At 60.7% G+C, this 19,183-nt stretch carries 12 protein-coding genes; 7 read left to right on the forward strand and 5 right to left on the reverse strand.

Annotation, left to right across the window (positions count from 1 at the left end):
- Positions 1-3: 3 nt before the first annotated feature.
- Together ACWUI2_RS11380 and ACWUI2_RS11385 are read right to left on the reverse strand one after the other, a co-directional pair.
- Positions 4-594: a type II secretion system protein gene (locus ACWUI2_RS11380; protein WP_486982970.1), complete on the reverse strand. Its 591-nt coding sequence runs from the start codon at positions 592-594 to the stop codon at positions 4-6.
- Positions 595-619: 25 nt separating this feature from the next.
- Entirely contained in the window at positions 620-2,254 is a 1,635-nt protein-coding gene (locus ACWUI2_RS11385) for an FAD-dependent oxidoreductase (protein ID WP_486982971.1), read from the reverse strand.
- 447 nt (positions 2,255-2,701) lie between these two features.
- Here ACWUI2_RS11385 and ACWUI2_RS11390 point away from each other — a divergent pair, with 447 nt between their 5' ends.
- From ACWUI2_RS11390 to pdxA, 5 genes are all read left to right on the forward strand, one after another.
- The gene (locus ACWUI2_RS11390) at positions 2,702-5,002 is read left to right on the forward strand and encodes a hypothetical protein (protein WP_486982972.1); all 2,301 of its coding nucleotides are present in this window, start codon (positions 2,702-2,704) and stop codon (positions 5,000-5,002) included.
- A gap of 163 nt (positions 5,003-5,165) precedes the next feature.
- Positions 5,166-6,257, forward strand: a complete 1,092-nt coding sequence (gene aroB, locus ACWUI2_RS11395; protein WP_486982973.1) for a 3-dehydroquinate synthase — start codon at positions 5,166-5,168, stop codon at positions 6,255-6,257.
- Positions 6,258-6,278: 21 nt separating this feature from the next.
- On the forward strand, positions 6,279-6,896 hold the full coding sequence (locus tag ACWUI2_RS11400; protein WP_486982974.1) for a hypothetical protein: 618 nt from the start codon (positions 6,279-6,281) through the stop codon (positions 6,894-6,896).
- 114 nt (positions 6,897-7,010) lie between these two features.
- The gene (gene lpxA / locus ACWUI2_RS11405) at positions 7,011-7,799 is read left to right on the forward strand and encodes an acyl-ACP--UDP-N-acetylglucosamine O-acyltransferase (RefSeq protein ID WP_486982975.1); all 789 of its coding nucleotides are present in this window, start codon (positions 7,011-7,013) and stop codon (positions 7,797-7,799) included.
- 12 nt (positions 7,800-7,811) lie between these two features.
- Entirely contained in the window at positions 7,812-8,732 is a 921-nt protein-coding gene (pdxA, locus tag ACWUI2_RS11410; RefSeq protein WP_486982976.1) for a 4-hydroxythreonine-4-phosphate dehydrogenase PdxA, read from the forward strand.
- Positions 8,733-9,493: 761 nt separating this feature from the next.
- On the opposite strand, the gene ACWUI2_RS11415 is transcribed toward pdxA, so the two are convergent.
- Positions 9,494-10,630, reverse strand: coding sequence for an IS110 family RNA-guided transposase (locus tag ACWUI2_RS11415; protein ID WP_486981276.1), 1,137 nt, complete (start codon positions 10,628-10,630; stop codon positions 9,494-9,496).
- Between the two features lie 164 nt (positions 10,631-10,794).
- Here ACWUI2_RS11415 and ACWUI2_RS11420 point away from each other — a divergent pair, with 164 nt between their 5' ends.
- Positions 10,795-11,568, forward strand: a complete 774-nt coding sequence (locus tag ACWUI2_RS11420) for a hypothetical protein (RefSeq protein WP_486982977.1) — start codon at positions 10,795-10,797, stop codon at positions 11,566-11,568.
- Positions 11,569-11,930: 362 nt separating this feature from the next.
- Here the strand turns inward: ACWUI2_RS11420 and ACWUI2_RS11425 are convergent, their stop codons facing one another.
- Complete coding sequence (locus tag ACWUI2_RS11425; protein ID WP_486982978.1) at positions 11,931-13,427, reverse strand: glutamate synthase subunit beta; 1,497 nt, start codon at positions 13,425-13,427, stop codon at positions 11,931-11,933.
- Positions 13,428-13,469: 42 nt separating this feature from the next.
- Positions 13,470-18,167 carry a glutamate synthase large subunit gene (gene gltB, locus ACWUI2_RS11430; RefSeq protein WP_486982979.1) on the reverse strand — a complete coding sequence of 1,566 codons (4,698 nt, stop codon included), beginning with the start codon at positions 18,165-18,167 and terminating at the stop codon, positions 13,470-13,472.
- A gap of 504 nt (positions 18,168-18,671) precedes the next feature.
- Between gltB and ACWUI2_RS11435 the strand changes: the two genes are divergently transcribed.
- Positions 18,672-19,052 (forward strand): HesB/IscA family protein, encoded by a 381-nt coding sequence (locus ACWUI2_RS11435; RefSeq protein WP_486982980.1) that lies wholly within the window; start codon positions 18,672-18,674, stop codon positions 19,050-19,052.
- Positions 19,053-19,183: the final 131 nt, after the last annotated feature.

Below are 19,183 nucleotides of genomic sequence, written 5' to 3' on the forward strand. Positions count from 1 at the left end.
GGATCAGAAAGGATTCCAGAGCTCGGGAACTTCGGTCCGCGTCGGCAGCTCGCTCATCCGGGCGGCGTTCCCTTGGAAATGGACGACGTTGGTGGCGTGCGAATGGCGCATGACGACGTGTTGATTGAGCCCGTCGGTGCGGATGTTGAGGATCGTGCTCGCGCCGTCGGTGAGGATGATGACGTTGTTGAAGATCTGGGAGAGCGGGATCTCGCCGCGTAGACGATTGCTCATGCCGTAGCTAATGAGCCCCGCGAAAGGAGCTTCATCGGCGGGGCAAATGAAAATGTCGGTGTTTCTCTCAGTGAAATCTGAATCTAGAAAGGGGGCGATCCGGCGATGCCAGTTTTCGAGATCAGGCCCGGAACCCGACGCTCCCAGCGGAAAACGCTCGTTGTTCTCTTCGGCGGTCAGCATGATCGCGACGTGAAGTTGCCGGAGGTTCGAGAGGCAGACGCTGGCGCGGGCGGATTCGCGGACTTTCCCCACTACCGGGATCAGAATGGCGGCGAGAATGCCGATGATGGCGATGACCGTGAGAAGCTCAATTAAGGTGAACCCCGCGCGGCATGAGGACTGGGTGGATTTGTTCATAGGGCAATGTTTGGTCGGAATCTGGTCAATAGTGGATCGGGGCCGGATTTCCCGAGCGTTCGCCGGTGACCTCCTGGGTATCGTTCAGGTCGATGCGCTGGTCTTCCCGGGAAAGTTCCCGTTCCAGCTTGGTATAATCGACGTCCTGGACGTCCAGGTCTTCGGCGAGGGCGAGGGAGGCGGCGGTGGCCGCGGAGTGTCCCAGGATCATGAATACCGGCTCCATCCGGATCGAGCCGAAGGCGATGTGGGCGGAAGAGATGCAAACCGGCACGAAAAGATTACGGCATTCCGATCGCTTCGGGATGATCGAGCGGTAGCTGATCGGGTAAGGTCCGCCGGTATTGACCTGCACGTCGCCTTCGTTGCGGACATATCCCTCGGCGGTGACGTAGCGTTGGACGTGGTGGGAGTCCATCGCATAGGATCCGATGCCGACGGGGTCGGAGATCGGATTGCGCCGGACGCAGTCGTGCTCGGTCATCACATGTTCCCCAATCATGCGGCGACCTTCGCGGACGTAGAGTTGGGGAGGCCAGTGTCCGTTGTCGGTGAATTCGTCGGCGGGGAGTCCCCAGCGGGCCATCGCTTCGCGAACTTCGACCGGCACCCGCGGGTCATTTCCGAGAAACCACAGCAGGCCCGTTTGGTAGGTGCGGTGGGCGGCGGCGATTTGTTCCCGTTTTTCGTAACCGGCCTCCGGATACTCGTAGTTCATGCCGATGAAGTCGAAGGAGACCGGGCCGACGTTGTTGGAGTCGGTTTTCCCATTCGGCATCCGCGCTTGGGTGAATGGGAGGTTGGTCCGCTGCATCCACTTTTGTTGGATGGCTCCGGCGAGGATGGCGCGCAACAGAAGTTCGTGGTCCAGCGGGTCGTAACCGTCCGGCTTCGGGATGGCGACCCGGTTGGTCGGATCGTCGGTCAGGCAAAGCCGGTAGCAGTAGGCCTGCATCCGGGCGTCCCCGGTGCCGTCGGGGGCGGGCGGCTCGGCTTCGATTCCGGGAAGGAGTCCGCTCGTGCGGTCTCCGGGGATCCGGTAAGGATCGACCGGGGCGTCGAATTGGTGGAAATGGTCCCGTCCGGTCTGGACGCCGTTCAATTCCTCCTCGTAAGTCGCGTTGCCTTCGCGGCCAACCGTGTAGGAAACCCCGGCCATGGCGAGGAGGTCTCCTTCATACGTGGCGTCCATGAAAAACCGCCCCCGGTAGGTGCGTCCGCTTTCCATGCGGATCGAGACGATCCGTCCGTCGCGTTTCTCGACCGAGTCCGGATCCAGGCGGAGGCGTTCTTCCAACACAACCGGCACCTCGGCTTCCTGCAACATATCCTGGAAAATCCGGCTGGCGACTTTCGGCTCGAAGGTGAACATCGCGTCCCCGGCGGGCAAAGTCGGTTGGGAACCCTTCCAGGCCTCGGGTTGTTCGTAGTGGCGGCGGAGTCGGCGATAGAACTCGCGGGAGATGCCCCCGATGGTGCCGCTGTGCCCGTGATCGGTCATGCCCAGGCCGCTGGTGGTCATGCCGCCGAGGTGGGTGGATGGTTCGATCAGGATCACGGAATGTCCTCTGCGGGAAGCTTGCACCGCCGCGACCACTCCGGCCGAGGTGGCGCCATACACTACGACATCGTAAGTCGGGCCTGTTGGGTGTTCGTCCATGTGGTGTGTTGCTGCTGTCGTCTGTCGGGGGCTCGTTGAGCTTGTCTCTAAATTATCGCACCGCGCGGGAAATATCTATGGGATTTTATATCTTCATTTGTGATAGTTCATGCCCCCGCCGATTTTTGCGAGGGAAAATGGATCGGTCGCGGAATGGGAAGAGGGGGCGATGGGGTCCTGATGGGGGTGGATTGGCTTTAAGGAAACGACGGGGAGTCGATCAAAATGCATCCGGGTGACTTCCGCTTCGGCTTGTGGTGAACCCTAATAGGAGGGGTTTTAGCATTGTTTGCCAGTCAATTTGGCAGAAACTGCCATTGAGGGAAATGAGCCGGAAAGCGTAGACTGGAGGGCGCGGTAAACCAGCGCGAGTCGTGCTCTCCAAAGGTTCGGCGCTGGACCGGAAAATCCTGAAAATCCGAACACCCAACTCTAACCCAAAAAATAATGATACAATCCATCCAACACGCGGTTGCGGCCGGTTCGTCGTGCCTGACCCGCTTTTCTAAATGGGCGGTCGGCGCCGGTCTTTGTCTGGGAATCACCGGTTTACTTCACGCCCAGGAGGTGGAACCGGTCGTCGTCGTCAGCCATCCTACCGGAGCGAATATCCGGGACACGAACGGCAATGGCGACGGCGATGCCGTGCAGTCGTCCGGGGTCCAGATTTGGGAGGTGGGCGAGGTTCTCACCAATCCGTCAGACAGGGACCAAGGGCGCCCGTTTATCCCTTTCGTTCTCTCTACTGAAGAGCGGGAGGCGGTGGCCCAGGGAGGGCGGGTCGAACTCGCCATTTCTTATGGTGCTTTCAGTAACGTAGCGAATGTCAATGTGAACGGAGTTTCGACCGATTTGAAGTTGGATATCTTCGGCTTCCTCGAGCGGACCTCGGAAATACCGGTGGCCGCGGATTATCAGAATCCGGATGTCGTCCTTCTGCATGCCGGAGCGATTACCCCGGCCACGGCGACCGGCATTCGAGTTTACGATGTCACTGAATTCGTGAAGGCCCAGAGCGCTTTTGGGCCGGTTGTCGCTTTTCGACTCCAAATAGATCCTCCGGATGCCCTGCCCAACACGGATGGGATCGTCAACCGCTATCGGATCCACAGTCGGGCAAATGATACCGCCACCCGCCATCCCCGTCTGCGGATCTACCCGAAAGAGCCGAACATCACCGCCGGGGCCCAACACCATCGGAACATCGCCGACACCACCGGTGACGGTGAGGGGGATACGATCGACAGCGGAGGGGATACTCTGGGCCGGGTGGGTGAGTACACCCAGGATGTGGGCCAATCCCGTTGGTACCTTCCGTTTCAGTTGGACAGCATGGACATCGCATCGATCGAAGAGGCCGAAGCGGTGACGTTGAATTTGTTCTTCGGGCTCCGTACGGCGGTCATGGGTCTTTTCCTGGACGGGGATCCTTCCATTCAAGTGGAAGAAAACGGGCAAGGCAGGAGCATTCGCGATACTACCGGCAATGGGATAGGCGATACCGTCGACGGTCCGGACACCTTGATCCGGGTCGGTGAGCACACCCAGGATGTCGACCAATCGCGGTATTTCATGCCGTTCACCCTGACTCAGGAGCAACGGGACGCGGTCGCGAATGGCGAACGGGTCAATTTGTCGTTCTCCTTCGGCACGGCGACCAACGTGACCGGATTAAACGTCGACGAGGAGATCATCGATTTAAATATCGATCTGTATGGTTTTGTTGGACGGGAGCCCGGCGCCCCGCAACCGGCGGACTATGACAACGAGGCGGTGGTTCTTCTGCAAGCGCGCGCGCTACATCCGACGTCGTCGGGTGGCATCCACACGTTCGATGTCACCGACTTCGTCAAGGAGCAAAGCGCCGCGGGGGAATTGGTCGCTTTCCGTCTGCAAATCGATCGGGCGGACGCCTTGCCCTACGCGGATGGTGCCTTTAACCGCTATCTCCTGCACAGCCAGACCAATCCCAGTAATCCGGCTCCCCGGCTCGCGATTTATCCCGAATGGCCGGTGCCGACCACCGATCTTCGGGTGGAAATTGTCGGTTTCAACAACCGGACCAGTCTCACCGCCACGGCTGCCGATTATCATGCCTCTGGCGTCGAAGTCCTGCATTCGCCGGCTTCGGGAATGAGCTCGACCGGCTATTATTCCTACGACATCACCGCCTTCGCGAAACAGGAGATCGCCAACGGCAACATTCTTGCCTTCCGTTTGCAAATCAATCATCCGGACGCGTTGCCGTTTGTCGATCAGGCGTTCAACCGGTATCTGTTTCACTCGGCCAACAACCCCAGCGGAAACCGCCCGTTCATCCAGGTTTACGATGAACTTCCTTTCACGACCTGGAAGAAAGAGCGTTTCTCGCCCGAGGATTGGGATGCGGAGGAAATCAGCGGACCGTTCGCCGACCCCGATGGCGACGGTATTCATAATCTGATGGAATACGCGCTCGGCGGTCACCCGTTGACGGCGGATCGCAGTATCCTGCCGGAACCCGGCATCACCGAGGTGAACGGGGAGGAATATCTCACGATTACCTTCACCCGGCAGCAGAATCCGTTGGATATCTCCTACTCGGTGGATGCCGCGCTTGACCTGGAAGGTTGGATCGCCGGCGGGGCCGTCCATGTGGAAACCATTGACCATGAGGATGGCACGATCACCCAGACTTACCGGAGCCCGGATCCGATCACCGATGAGGAACGCTCCTTCCTCCGCCTTCGGGTGAATCAAGTGTTCTAGTCGGTTCCCTGCTTGTGGTTGGTTTTGGTGGCCGCCGTTCCCGGAAGGGGCGGCGGCCTTTTCACATTGGGACGGATTTATTCGCCGATGATTTTGTTCAACTCCACCCGCGGATGGCTGTTTTTCTTCGACCTGGGGGCGAAGTTCCGCTTTTAAGGAGCGTATGACAGAGGCTTTACAAGTGGAGCTGGCGGAGCGGAGTTATCCGATCGCGATCGGGGCGGGCCAGCGGGAGGCGCTGCGGGAAATCGTCGCGAAATTCGCGGCGGAAGGTCGGCGGGCGGCGGTGGTGACCGACGAGAACGTGGCGACCGCGCATCGCGATTTTCTGAGCGAGGCTTGCGGCGGGCTGCCGTGTCTGACGTTGCCCGCCGGGGAGACGACGAAGTCGGTGGCTCACTTGGAAGCGGTCTATGACTTTTTGGCCGGCCACAAAATGGAGCGGAGCGGGGTGCTGGTGGTGTTCGGCGGGGGAGTGATCGGCGATTTGGGCGGATTCGCGGCGGCGACTTATTTGCGCGGAATCGATTATATTCAGGTTCCCACTACGCTGCTGGCGATGGTCGACAGTTCAGTCGGCGGGAAAACCGGGATCAATCTGAAGGCCGGTAAAAATCTGGCCGGGGCGTTTCATCATCCCCGGGCGGTCTTCATCGACACCGATTTGCTGGGGACCTTGCCGGCCCGTGAATTCAGCGCCGGGATGGCGGAGGTGATCAAATACGGGATGTTGGCCGACGCCGATTTATTCGGTCGGTTGGTGGCCGGAGGACGGCTGGAACCGGGGATGCCGGGGCTGGCCGAGGTGATTCGGCGGTGTTGCGAAATCAAAGCCGAGATCGTGGCGGCGGACGAGAAGGAACAGGCGGCGAGCGGGGGACGGGCTTTGTTGAATCTCGGTCACACCTTCGCCCATGCGGTCGAGCAGGTGGCCGGTTACGGCGATTACCTGCATGGCGAGGCGGTCGGACTCGGTTTGGTGATGGCGGCGCGGTTGTCGCAGGAGAAAAAGAAGCTGACTCGCGAGGAAGTGGAACTGGTGCGGGAGTTGGTCGAACTCTACGGGTTGCCGACGGAGTTGCGGGGGCCGCTGCCGATGGGGCGATTGATGGAGGCGATGAAGCGGGACAAGAAAGTCCGCGGAGGGCGTTTGCGGTTCGTTGGTATGGAGGCGATAGGACAAGCGGTGACCTGGACCGACGTGGAGGTCGATTTGGTCGCCTTTCTGTGGAGGGAGTTCGGGGCCCGTAGCTGAGCCTCGGGAGGACCGCGCGTCATGGCGAGGATCGACGAGACAATCGTGCGGGAGTATTTCGAGGGAAACGGATTCCTGGTGCGTCGATTGCGTGGAGGCGAGGGAGAGAAAAAGAAGTCGGACCGGGAGGAGGACCGGTTTTTGCTGGTGATGAATCCGATAAAGGAATCGGGTACCGGGGAAGCCTCGTTCATGGTCTTCAGCAGTGAGCTTCGGCTGATCCGGCGGGCGGTGGTGGTGATCCGAAACTGGCCGACGGTCCGGATCTCGCCGGGGGTGATCCGGAGCGGGCCGAAGTTGGCCAGGTTGGTGCAGCAAGGTTTGGGGAAGCGGGAAACGATCGTGGTCCCGACGGAGGCAATGGCGCGCGACGAGGAGGAGGACGGGGAGAAGGTGCCGCGGTTGTTGTTGGTGCCAGCTTTTCCTCCGGCGGAACCGTGGCGCGGAGAAACCATCGCGTGGTTGCGCGAACGGGGAATCGACGGAATGCTTTCGTTCCGGTCGATGCTTTCGGAAATCGTCGCCCGGATCGACGGGGGGCGGGAATCCCTCGGGACGGAAGCGATGGAAATGATCCGGGTTTTGAAGAATTATGACATGATATCCGACGCGCAAATGGAGTTGTTTCGGTCGGAGTAGATATGAGTTTTTAACCACGAATGAACACGAATGGACACGAATGAAGAACGCTTTTTCTCATGGAATTCGTGTTCATTCGTGTCCATTCGTGGTTTATAAATTTTTCTTTTTAGTATGATACATTCAACTGCCATTGTCGGCCGCGGGACGATCGTTCCGGAGGATTGCGAGATCGGTCCGTATTCAATTCTTGAGGACGGTGTGGTCCTTGGGGCGGGGTGCCGGATCGGCCCCCATGTCGTTTTGCGGAAGGGAACGGGTTTGGGCGAAGGGGTGGTGGTTCATTCCGGCGCGGTGATCGGCGGGGAACCCCAGGATCTTGGATTCGATGCGGCCAGGGAATCGGGAGTGACGATCGGCGACGGGACGGTGATCCGGGAGATGGTCACGGTCAGCCGGTCGGCCAGGGACGGGGAACGGACGGTGATCGGTCCCCGGTGCTATTTGATGGCGGGGAGTCACGTCGCCCACGATGGGGTGCTGGGGGAACGGGTGGTCCTGGCCAACGCGGTGATGTTGGCCGGGTATGTGGAAGTCGGTGACTTCACGTTCGTCGGGGGCGGGGCGGGGGTTCATCAGTTTTGCCGGATCGGAGAGGGAGTGATGCTGGGCGGGAATGCTTCGATCACCTTCGATCTCCCCCCTTTCACAATGGTGGCGGAACGGAATCGTTTGGCTGGATTGAATTTGGTCGGGATGCGCCGTCGCGGGTTTTCCCGGGAAGTGGTCGCCGACATCAAGCGGTGTTTCTCGGCGGTTTACGAACGGGGGAGCAATCCTCGGGAAACAGCCGCCGCCGCCTTGGCGGAAGGTTTGGCGAAGACGGCCGAAGGGGAAAAGTTTCTGCGGTTTTTCACCGTGGGAAAACGTGGGTTTGCCCGGCCGGAGCGAGGAGAAGGGTAGGAGAGACTGGGAATGGCTGGAAGAATCGTTATCGCCTGCGGGGACCCGGCCGGGGTCGGACCGGAGATCGTCCGGGGTTGGGCGGGTGCTTATCCGGAGATGGCGTCGCGGACGATTCTCGTCGGGCCCCGTTCGTGGTTGAAAGAGGCGGCGGAGTTCGCCGGATTCGAACAGGTGCCGGTCGGTTCCGACGATTTTTGCCTGACCCCCGGTCGTCCGACCGAAGCCGGAGCGCGGGTGGCGTTGGAGGCGTTGGAGGTCGCGGCCCGTTTTTGCGTCGAAGGCCGAGCCGGGGCGGCGGTGACTGGCCCCGTAAGCAAAATCTGGATGCAGCGGGTCGGCTTTGCGTTTCCCGGCCAGACCGAGTTTTTCGCGGCCCGCTGGGGCGGGGAACCGGTGATGGCTTTCGCCGGGGGGAAACTGCGGGTGGTGTTGGCCACGTGGCATATTCCGCTGGCGGAAGTGTCGCGGCGGCTGGATCACGGCGCGTTGGCCCGGGCGGTCGGAGCGGCCGGAAGGTTGGGGGAGTTGTGCGGGATCGGGCGGGCGGTCCGGATCGGAGTCTGTGGGTTGAATCCGCACGCCGGGGAGGACGGTTTGCTTGGCAGCGAAGAAAAGGAGCGGATTGATCCGTGGCTTGATGAACTGCGTCGCGATTGGCCGGGACTCTCCCGGACGTTGCCGGGCGACACGGTCTTTTGGCGGGCGTTGCGGGGCGAGCTCGACGTGGTGGTGGCGTTGTATCACGACCAAGGGTTGGCCCCGTTGAAGACGGTTGATTTCGAGGAGTCGGTCAATTTGACCTTGGGCTTGCCGTTTTTGCGAACCAGTCCGGATCATGGAACCGCCTTCGACATCGCCGGGAAAGGAATCGCGGACGGCCGGAGTTTCGCGCGGGCGGTGGAATTCGCCTTGGCAGCCAGCGACGGGTGAATCGGATTTTTTCACAGAAGGGAGCGAAGGGGAGGGAAGGATGAGGAAAGCTGGGAGGGATGGTATCCTGCCGTCCGCCGTCGGGCTCAGAAGAAGATCGACTGGGAGGCAATCCTCCGATTTGACCGTGCACAGAAGCCGTTTGACGTAGCGGGGTTGGCTTCGCCGCCCCGTTTTCCGGGATGTTCGCAACGCCGGGACCTTTCCGACCCCAGCGGCGACGGACGACACCCGTTTTTTCCGGAAGATCTCAGCCGCTGCTGTCGGGCGGCGGAGCCAACCCGACTATGGTCTTCGGCTAAAGCACGAAGCTCCGGCTTGGGCTCTGTTTCATCGAGTGAAAACTCGATGCTGCTATGAGGGTTTCGTGACAAGCGGAAAATGAAACCGTTGTTTGATTTATTTTTCTTAGGACATTCTTAAGATCTGCTTTCTTACCTTAGTTCCCCTAGCGGGGGTTTGGGGGCGGCAATGAGCCCCAATCTTTTGGCCTTTGGAGTTGCCCCCGGAAAGGAATGTCTCTCGTCCCCGGTCCCCTCGAACTGGCCGGGGGGACAAACTGCTATCCGCGCGTGCCTTAGAGGCAGCGCATTATAATTTATGCGACCCCCGGCGAGGCCGGAGGAAAAGAGGGACGGAGCAAGCGGCACAATCTACAGGAACGGATGAAAGTCCAAGCATCGAAACGTGCGCGCTCCACTCCGAAATCGGGTTCGCTTCAGGCAAAAAGATCAAAGAACAAAAAGGGAAGTTGGTTGCCCTCAGCCGACTGCAACCTCGGGCATCCTCAGGCCGAGCTTCTCAGGCGTGGTTTGACCGGTGGCCAACCGCCACAGATCGATGGCGAGCTTGCGGGCGGCCGCGACCGCGATCTTGCGCCGAGACCGGCCGCTGACAAGCTTCTCGACCAACTCGCGCACGGGCGGGTAATCGGGTTGCCATCGCACCATGCGCCAGACCGCTTCGATTAACAGGGCGCGTATTCGCGGATTGCCGTGCTTGTTTATACTCAGATCCCGGGAGGATCCTCCGCTTTGGTGAACCCCGGCACATAATCCGACGAAGCCGGCCACTTGACGCCGGTTCTTAAACCGTCCCCAGTCGCAGATCTCCCGCAGGAGCATCACCCAGGTCAGGGCTCCGATTCCGACCGGCAGAGGCTGTTTAACCTCCTCGACCAGTTCCTTTTTGATGGCCCTTTCCTTCTCGTCGAGCTTCAGCAGAATCTCACGCATTACCTCAAGTTGCTGGACCAGATACTCGGGTAATTCGAGACAGAGATCCTTCCATTTGCGCGGCCCCCACCAACGGCCTTTCACGTGGAATCCCTGCGCCAGCAACGCGCTTCGACCACGTGCCTCCCATCCACTCCGGCTCTTCTTGATCTGATCGCGCAGACGTGATCTCGCCCGCGCCTGTTCTTCCTCCTGGCTTGGCACACGAATGACCGTGAAGGCCTTCTTGTTGCCTCGCAAATAGCGGTCGAGTTGGTCGACCAGCCCCCGCGCATCAAGGTTATCCGTCTTTTGGTTGCGTCCGCCCGCCAGGCTCACCGGGGCAACCACGAAAACGGTGGCTCCCAATTCGGTGAGCTGGCGGTATAATCCATAGCCGCAAGGACCAGCCTCATAACAGGCATAAACCTTCAGGTCGGCGGCCACTAACTTGCCAACGAGGCGAACCAGTTCCTCGTGCTTCAAGCGCAACGGGCGTTGCGGCAAGCTGCCGTCCACCTGTAGGCAAGCCACGCCATCGCGGGCATGAAGATCGATCCCGAGCTTGACCTCCTGCCCATTGGACGAGACGATTCCGTTAATCAATTTGGAGAAGTTATTTTTCGATTGGTTATTCATATCGGGCGACATGTTGGAGAATTCTTTCCCACTTGTCGCCCTCATGTTATCTACGGGTAGCATCCGGCTTTCGCCGGATGAAGGGTGTCGTTTCCGAAGATCAGATAGTCCTGACGCGGCGAACGGGGGCGCTTTCTGGCCTTGCGTCCGGGGGGCGTTTTCTGGGAGGGTGGAGGGGATTATTTGATTTAAAATTTCAACCAAACGATATGTCCGAACAAGCCAATCAGCCGAATCCGGGGGGACAATCCCGGGAAGTGAACCTGCAGCAAATCGCCGAGCAATTCATGATGGGGGTGCAACGTCACCTCGACATGCTCGCTTTCAGCTTGGCCTCGCGGGAGAATGTAAAGGAAGAGGGTTACAATGCCCATGCCGAGGCGACCCGGGTGATGCCGGCCGCGCCGCTCCACCGGAATTTCGAGCAGATGCAGGCGTATGGCCGGGATCTGCTCTTCTGTCAGATTTTAAACGATTCGTTGAATCTGGCGGCGAGCTGCCTCCATAACGTCCACTTTTTCCTGGCGTTGGTGAAGGCGAACAAGGATTTCGGCAATCTCGGACCCGAGGCCCAGCAACGGGCCCAGCAGCAGCAGCAGGAGTTTGTGAAAGCGCCGTTCGACCAGAAGTTCAACCGCTTGGAAGAAGAATATGGGGTGATGTGCGAGCTCGAAGACGCGCTGGCCTCGTTCGGGTTCGCGTTGCACGCCTTGGTTCAGAACGGCGGAATCGTGCAGAAGCAGCAGGTCAACGACCAAGGGGTGTTGGAACTCGAATTCAAGCGGGCGAAAGAAGGGACTCCGGTCGGCGCGATGTGGCGTCAGCCGAGCGTCTTGGAGGCTTATTCGAAGAGTTTCAACGAAGGCGGGAAAGTGGAGTTTTCCGACCGGGACTTGCAGAACGTTCTGCTGACGATCGCCGATTTCGGACACCAATTGTTCACCTCCGTTTCGAATTACGCCCGGGATAATCAGCCGGGGTGATAGACGATAGCTGATCGGGGGCCGAAGAAGCCGGTAATACACCCCACCATGCTGGCGCATGGTCCCCCCCTCTCTAGAGGGGATCGGCGTAAAGGAAGTTCCCCTCTTGAGAGGGGGGGACCGCTCGCCAGAGCGGTGGGGTGTGTGTCGGAGCCTGTCCCAAAGCAAAGTAGTGGGGGTGGCTTGGCCGCCCCCTTATTCGGGGTGTTCGAAAGTCGGGCGTCGTCACCCTCTCCCGTGACGCGAGAGACGGAGGGCGTTTGGTCGTCCTGAGGCCGCTGCGGTCGGGCGGCGGAGCCAACCCGACTACGGGGATGCCGGGCGAATCGGCGCCTTCGTCGAGTCGGCTTCCTTCGGCGATTTTACGGGAGACGGGTCTTGCCCATCAGGTAGCGGTCGCATTCGCGGGCGGCGGCGCGGCCTTCGTTGATCGCCCAGACGACCAGCGATTGACCCCGGCGCATATCACCGGCGGCGAAGACGCCGGCCACGTTGGTCGTAAAGGCGCCGTGCTCGGCTTTGACGTTGCTCCGAGGGTCGGTTTCCAAGCCGAATTGCTTGACCACCCCTTGCTCCGGTCCGAGGAAGCCCATGGCGAGGAGTGCCAACTGGCACGGAATCGTCCGGAGGGAACCGTCGACTTCCTGCGGCACGAAACGGCCCTGGGCGTCTTTGCCCCACTTGATCTCGACGATTTCCAGTCCGGCGAGGCGGCCGTTTTCGTCTTTGATGAAGCGTTTGGTCATCACCAGGTAATGGCGCGGATCCTTCCCTTGGAGGGCGGCCGCTTCTTCCTGGCCGTAGTCCATTTTGTAAACCTTCGGCCACTCCGGCCACGGGTTGTTGCCGGCCCGTTGGAGGGGAGGTTGCGGCATGATCTCGAGTTGGATCACGTTTTTGCAACCCTGGCGCAGGCTGGTGCCGACGCAATCGGTGCCGGTGTCGCCGCCGCCGATCACCACCACCTCTTTGCCGGTCGCGTTCAGATCGGGATTGGTCCCGTCGAAGTTGTGGTCGAGTTGGTGTTTGGTGTTGGCGGTGAGGAACTCCATCGCGAAATGGACCCCTTCGGCGTCGCGGCCTTCGATCGGGAGATCGCGGGGCTGGGTGGCGCCGCAGCAGAGGACGACCGAGTGGAACTCCTGGCGAAGACGTTCGACGGTCCATTGGCCGTCGGCGCCGATGTTGACGCCGGTTTTGAATTCGATCCCTTCGTCGCGCATCAACTGGAGGCGGCGTTCGACCACTTCCCGTTTGTCGAGTTTCATGTTGGGAATTCCATACATGAGGAGGCCGCCGGGACGGTCGGCCCGTTCAAACACTACCACCCGGTGGCCGGCCTGGTTCAATTGGTCGGCGCAGGATAGGCCGGCAGGGCCGGAGCCGATGACGGCGACTTTCTTGCCGGTCCGCTTTTGCGGGGGACGCGGCTTGAGCCAACCCTCTTCCCAGCCGCGGTCGATGATGGAAGCCTCGATGTTCTTGATGGTGACCGGCGGCTCGATGGAACCGAGGACGCAGGAACCTTCGCACGGGGCGGGGCAGACCCGTCCGGTGAACTCCGGGAAATTGTTGGTCTTCCGGAGGCGGTCGAGGGCCTCGCGCCAGCGGTTGCGGTAGACGAGGTCGTTGAACTCCGGGATCAGATTGTTGATCGGACAGCCGCTGGCCATGCCGCTGATGAGGATGCCGGTGTGGCAATACGGCGTGCCGCAATCCATGCAACGGGAGGCTTGATCGCGCACCAGACCTTCGGTCGGGTGTTCATGGATTTCTTTCCAATCCTTGACCCGCTCGGTGGGGGAGCGGTCGGGAATGGTTTGGCGTTGAACTTCGAGGAATCCTGTAGGTTTGCCCATGGAATGTAGTCTCTTTTCGGTTGGTGGAGAGGCGGGTCGTTCTTAGTGGCCCACTTTGGCGTTTTCCTCGAAGGCGGCCAGGGTGGCTTCGTCGCCTTCGAGTCCGTTTTCCTTGGCCCGCTTGAGGGCGATGAGGACCCGCTCGTAGTCGACCGGGAGGACTTTCTGGATGAGAGTCAGAGTCCGTGGCCAATCGGCCAGGAGGGCGGCGGCGTTTCCGCTGCCGGTCAGGATTTGGTGGCGCTCGATGCGTCCCTTGACCTCGGCGATCTCCTCGTCCTCGCATTCGCTCAGCGGATACATCCGGACCATTGCCGGGTTAAGCTTGGTGGCAAAATCGCCCTCGCGGTCGTAGACGTAGGCGATCCCGCCGCTCATGCCGGCCGCGAAATTCCGTCCGGTCGGGCCGAGGATGGTGACGCTGCCGCCGGTCATGTATTCGCAACCGTGGTCGCCGATCCCCTCGATCACCGCGTGGACGCCGCTGTTGCGGACGCAGAAGCGTTCGCCGGCCATCCCGCAGATGTAGGCTTCGCCGGCAGTGGCGCCGTAGAAGGCGACGTTGCCGATGATGATGTTTTCGTCGGCGACGAATTCGGGTGCGGAATTTTTCGGTGGATAGACGATGATTTTCGCTCCGCAGACTCCTTTGCCGACGTAGTCGTTGGCGTCGCCTTCGAGTTCGAGGGTCATCCCCTTCGGGCAGAATGCGCCGAGGCTTTGTCCGGCGGTTCCCTTGAACTTCAGGTGGATGGTGTCTTCGGGAAGACCTTCGGCTCCGTGGCGCCGGCTGATTTCCGCGCCGGTGATAGTGCCGACCACCCGGTTGATGTTGACGATCGGGAGTTCGGCGGTGACCTTTTCGCCCCGTTCGATGGCCGGGCGGCAGATTTCCAGCAATTGGGTCTGGTCGAGCGACCGGTCGAGGAGGTGGTCCTGCGGCTTTTGGCACCAGGTGCCGACGCCGGGGGGGACCCGCGGGCGGTAAAGGATCTTCGAGTAATCGAGACCCTTGGCCTTCCAGTGGTCGATGGCCCGGCGCATTTCGAGGCGGTCGGCGCGGCCGACCATTTCGTTGATCGTCCGGAAACCGAGTTGGGCCATGACTTCGCGGAGCTGTTCGGCGACGAAGCGCATGAAGTTGACCACGTTGTCGGCGGCGCCGTTGAACTTGGCCCGGAGGCGTTCGTCCTGGGTGGCGACTCCGACCGGGCAGGTGTTCTTGTGACAGACCCGCATCATCAGGCAGCCGAGGGAAACCAGCGGCGCGGTGGCGAAGCCGAATTCCTCGGCTCCGAGCAAGCAGGCGATGGCGACGTCACGGCCGGTTTTCAGCTGGCCGTCGGTTTCGAGCACCACCCGGCTGCGGAGGTCGTTGAGGAGGAGGGTTTGGTTGGTTTCAGCCAAACCGAGTTCCCACGGGCAACCGGCGTGTTGGATCGAGGAGCGCGGGCTGGCCCCGGTGCCGCCGTCGTAGCCGGAGATCAGGATCACGTCGGCCTTGGCCTTGGCGACCCCGGCGGCGATGGTGCCGACGCCGACCTCGGAGACCAGCTTGACGTTGACCCGGGCGTTGACGTTGGCGTTCTTCAGATCGTGGATCAGCTCGGCCATGTCCTCGATCGAGTAAATGTCGTGGTGCGGCGGCGGCGAGATCAGTCCGACCCCCGGGGTGGTGCCCCGGACCTTGGCGATCTGCGGCAGCACCTTGTGGCCGGGGAGCTCGCCCCCTTCGCCCGGCTTGGCCCCTTGGGAGATCTTGATCTGGAGCTCTTCGGCGTTCACCAGGTAATGGCTGGTGACCCCGAACCGGCCGCTGGCGATTTGTTTGATCGCCGACTTCTTGGAATCGCCCCGTTCATTGGTCCAGGTGAACCGCTCGGGATCCTCGCCCCCTTCGCCGGTGTTGGATTTGCCGCCGATCCGATTCATCGCGACCGCGAGGGCCTCATGAGCTTCCTTCGAAATCGAGCCGTAGGACATGGCGCCGGTTTTGAAGCGGCGCATGATGCTTTCGACGGATTCGACCTCTTCCAACGGAATGGCCCGGCCGGGATCGGCCTTGAATTCCATCAAACCGCGCAAGGTGTAGAAATCGCGCGATTGGTCGTCGATCAATTGGGAATATTGGCGGAAGACCTCGTAGTCGCCGAGACGGGTGGCTTGTTGCAGCAAGTGGATCGTCTGCGGGTTGAACAAGTGGCGTTCGCCTCCGGCCCGCCATTGGTAGACGCCGCCGGGGTCGAGGGTGCCGTCGTCGATCTCGCGGGAGGCGAAACCTTTGCGATGGCGCATCCGGACTTCATTGGCGATGACGTCGAGGCCGATGCCTTCGACGCGGGAGGCGGTCCAGGTGAAATACTTGTCGATCACCTCGTGGTTGAGTCCGATCGCCTCGAAGATCTGGGCGCCGCGGTAGCTGGCGACGGTGGAGATCCCCATCTTGGACATGGTCTTGACGACGCCCTTGATGGAGGCCTTGAGGAAACGTTCCTGGGCGGCCTGGGCGTCCATGTCGATTTCCTTGTCGGCGCACATGGCGCGGAGGGTGTCGAGGGCGAGCCACGGGTTGACCGCGTTGACCCCGTAGCCGAGCAGGACGGCGAAGTGATGGACCTCGCGCGGTTCGGCCGATTCGAGGATGATCGCTACCTTGGTGCGGGTGCCCTCGCGGATCAGGTGGTGGTGGAGTCCAGCCACGGCGAGCAGGGCCGGAATCGGAGCCTTTTTGGTCGAGACGTTGCGGTCGGAAAGGATCAGGAGGTTGATGCCGTCGCGGATGGCGAGGTCGGCGGCTTCGAAGACCCGTTCGAGGGCGTCTTCGAGCCGGTGGCCGCGCCGGGTGAGGGCGGCGTCCTCGTCGTCGTCGACGCTCAGGTGCGGATTGTCGGCGTGGCCGGGCAGATGTCCGTCGGCGAGGCCGCGATCGGTCGCTTTCGCGTCCCAGAGGATCGGGATGGTGGTGGAGCGGAAACCGTCGAGCTCGATGTGGCGGAGTTTGGCCAGTTCGTCGTTGCCGATGATCGGGTTTTCCAACCGGATCATCCGGCAGTTTTCCGGGCCGGGATGGAGGAGGTCGTTTTCGGAACCGATGAACGAGACGCTGGCGGTGATCAATTCCTCGCGGATCGGGTCGATCGCGGGATTGGTCACCTGGGCGAACAATTGCTTGAAGTAGTTATAAAGGAGCTGCGGCTGGTCGGAGAGGATCGCCAGAGGCGTGTCATTGCCCATGGAGCCGAGCGGTTGGGCGGCGGTTTCGGCGGTCGGACCGAGGATGAAACGTTTGTCCTCGAACGTGTAGCCGAAGGCCCGTTGCTGGCGGAGCAGTTTTTCGCCGGTAAGGGGGTCCTTTTCCCGTCTTTCCGGAAGGTCGTCGAAGAAGACCCGGTTTTCCTCCAGCCACTTGGCGTAGGGGCAATTTCCCGCGATCTCTTCCTTCACCTCTTCGTCGTCGACGATCCGGCCCTTGCTGGTGTCGACCAGGAACATCCGGCCCGGTTGGAGCCGGCCCTTGCGAATGACGGTCGACGGATCGACCGGCAGGACGCCGACCTCGGAGGCCATGATGACGAGATCCTTGTTGGTGACGTAGAACCGGGAAGGGCGGAGGCCGTTGCGGTCGAGGATGGCACCGATCGAAACGCCGTCGCAAAACGCGATCGAGGCGGGGCCGTCCCATGGCTCCATCAAGCAGGCGTGATACTCGTAAAACGCCTTCTTGGCCGCGGACATGTGCTGGTGGTTTTCCCACGGCTCGGGGATCATCATCATGATCGCCTGCGGGAGGGGCCGTCCGGAGAGGACGAGGAACTCCAGGCAGTTGTCGAACATGGCGGAGTCGGAGCCGTCCTCGCGGATGATCGGGAGGATCTTTTCGAGGTCGCGTCCGAGGACGCCGCTGTCGAGGAGGCGTTGGCGGGCCTGCATCCAGTTGGAGTTGCCCCGCATGGTGTTGATTTCCCCGTTGTGGCACATGTAGCGGAACGGTTGGGCCCGCGGCCAGCTTGGGAAGGTGTTGGTCGAAAAGCGGGAGTGGACCAGCGCCATGGCGGTTTCCATCGCCGGGTGGTGGAGGTCGGGGAAATATTCGGGGAGTTGCCCGGTGGTGAGCATCCCTTTATAGACGATGGTGCGGGAGGAGAGGCAGGAGAAGTAGAAATGTTCGCTGCCGTTGGCTCCCTGGTAGCGGTTGCGGTCGGTGGAGATCCGGCGGATCACGTAAAGTTTCCGTTCGAACGCCATGACATCCTCCAAATCGCGGGAACGGCCGATGAATATCTGTTTCATCAGCGGCTCGCACTCGCGGGAGGCTTTGCCGAGGAGTTTGCTGACCACCGGGACGTCGCGCCAACCGAGAACGGTCTGGCCCTCGCGCCGGACGGTTTGTTCGACATTGGCCATGAATTCGGCGCAGGCTTCCTTGTCCTGAGGGAGGAACACGAAACCGACCGCGTAAAAGCCCTCTTCCGGAAGATCAATGCCGCATTCGGGAGCGACCTCCTGAAAGAAGCGGTGGGGCAACTGCATGAAGATCCCGGCGCCGTCTCCGGTTTGCGGGTCGCAGCCGCAACCGCCGCGGTGGTCCATGTTGAGGCACATTTCCAACGCCCCCTCGATCAGATCGTGGGATTTCTCGCCTTTCAGATGACAGAGGAAACCGACGCCGCAGGAGTCGTGTTCCTGGCTCGGATGATAGAGGCCTTGCGCTTCAGGAAGTCCGGGCTGATGTATCTTCATAGGAAAGTGAGAGTTGGTTGACGTTGCTTTGTTCAAAATAAGACGCGGCCCCGCTGATTTTTGGCCGGCCGTAAACTCGATATTACAAATGGCCGGATGAAAAGAGAAAATTTTTACCAAAAACGGATCGCAGCGAGGGGGAGAGGATTTATGTCCTCTGTAAGCTATTGTTGTTGTGGTTTTTGTGTTATGTATTCTGAAAAGTGATAAGATTCATTTTTTCATGAAAATCGGCCGAAACTGCTAAAAAAGGGGAGTTTCGGTCAATAATCGGGTGGCGGGGGGGAGCGACCCCGACTCACACACCCCACCATGCTGGCACATGCTCCCCCCTCTCGAGAGGGGATCCGCGAAAAAAAGTTCCCCTCCTTGAGAGCGGTGGGGTGTGTTCCCATTCCCCATTCGTCATCTGCGGCTATCCGCGCCCATCTGCGGTCCACCGGCTGCTTTCTCTTCCTTGGGCTTGAACGTGGGGGAGGTTTCCTTGATACTGTTGGTTTGAATATGCAGAACACCGTTGAAACAACGCCTTCGGCCGTGCGCATCCGGGAAGCGGACGAGCGCCTGGTTCGGTTGACTCCGGCCGCCGGGGAAAAGGTGACCCGCCTGATCGAACGGGAGGGCGGCGACCGTTTGTTGCGTCTCGCCATCACCGGCGGCGGGTGCAACGGGCTTTCCTATAAAATGAAGTTCGTCGAGTCAGGGCGCGATGGCGACATCCTGGTCCGGTCGGCCGGGGTCCAAGTGGTGGTAGACAGCAAGAGCGCCCTTTATTTAAAGGGAACGGTCCTTGATTACTCCGACAAAATGGTCGCCGGCGGCTTCAAGTTCTCCAACCCCAACGCCAAAGCGAGTTGCTCGTGCGGCGAAAGTTTCAGCCTTTGACGTTCTTGCTGCCCATGCCGATTTTTCTCCCGGCCCGACGAAAGGCTTCGCGTCCCGGGCCGATTTCCTTCCTCCGTGCCGGTGGAAGCTCGAAATGGCTTGAAAATGACCCCGGAAATCGAACATAGTTG

The sequence above is a fragment of the Verruconatronum alginivorum genome, assembly GCF_056590205.1.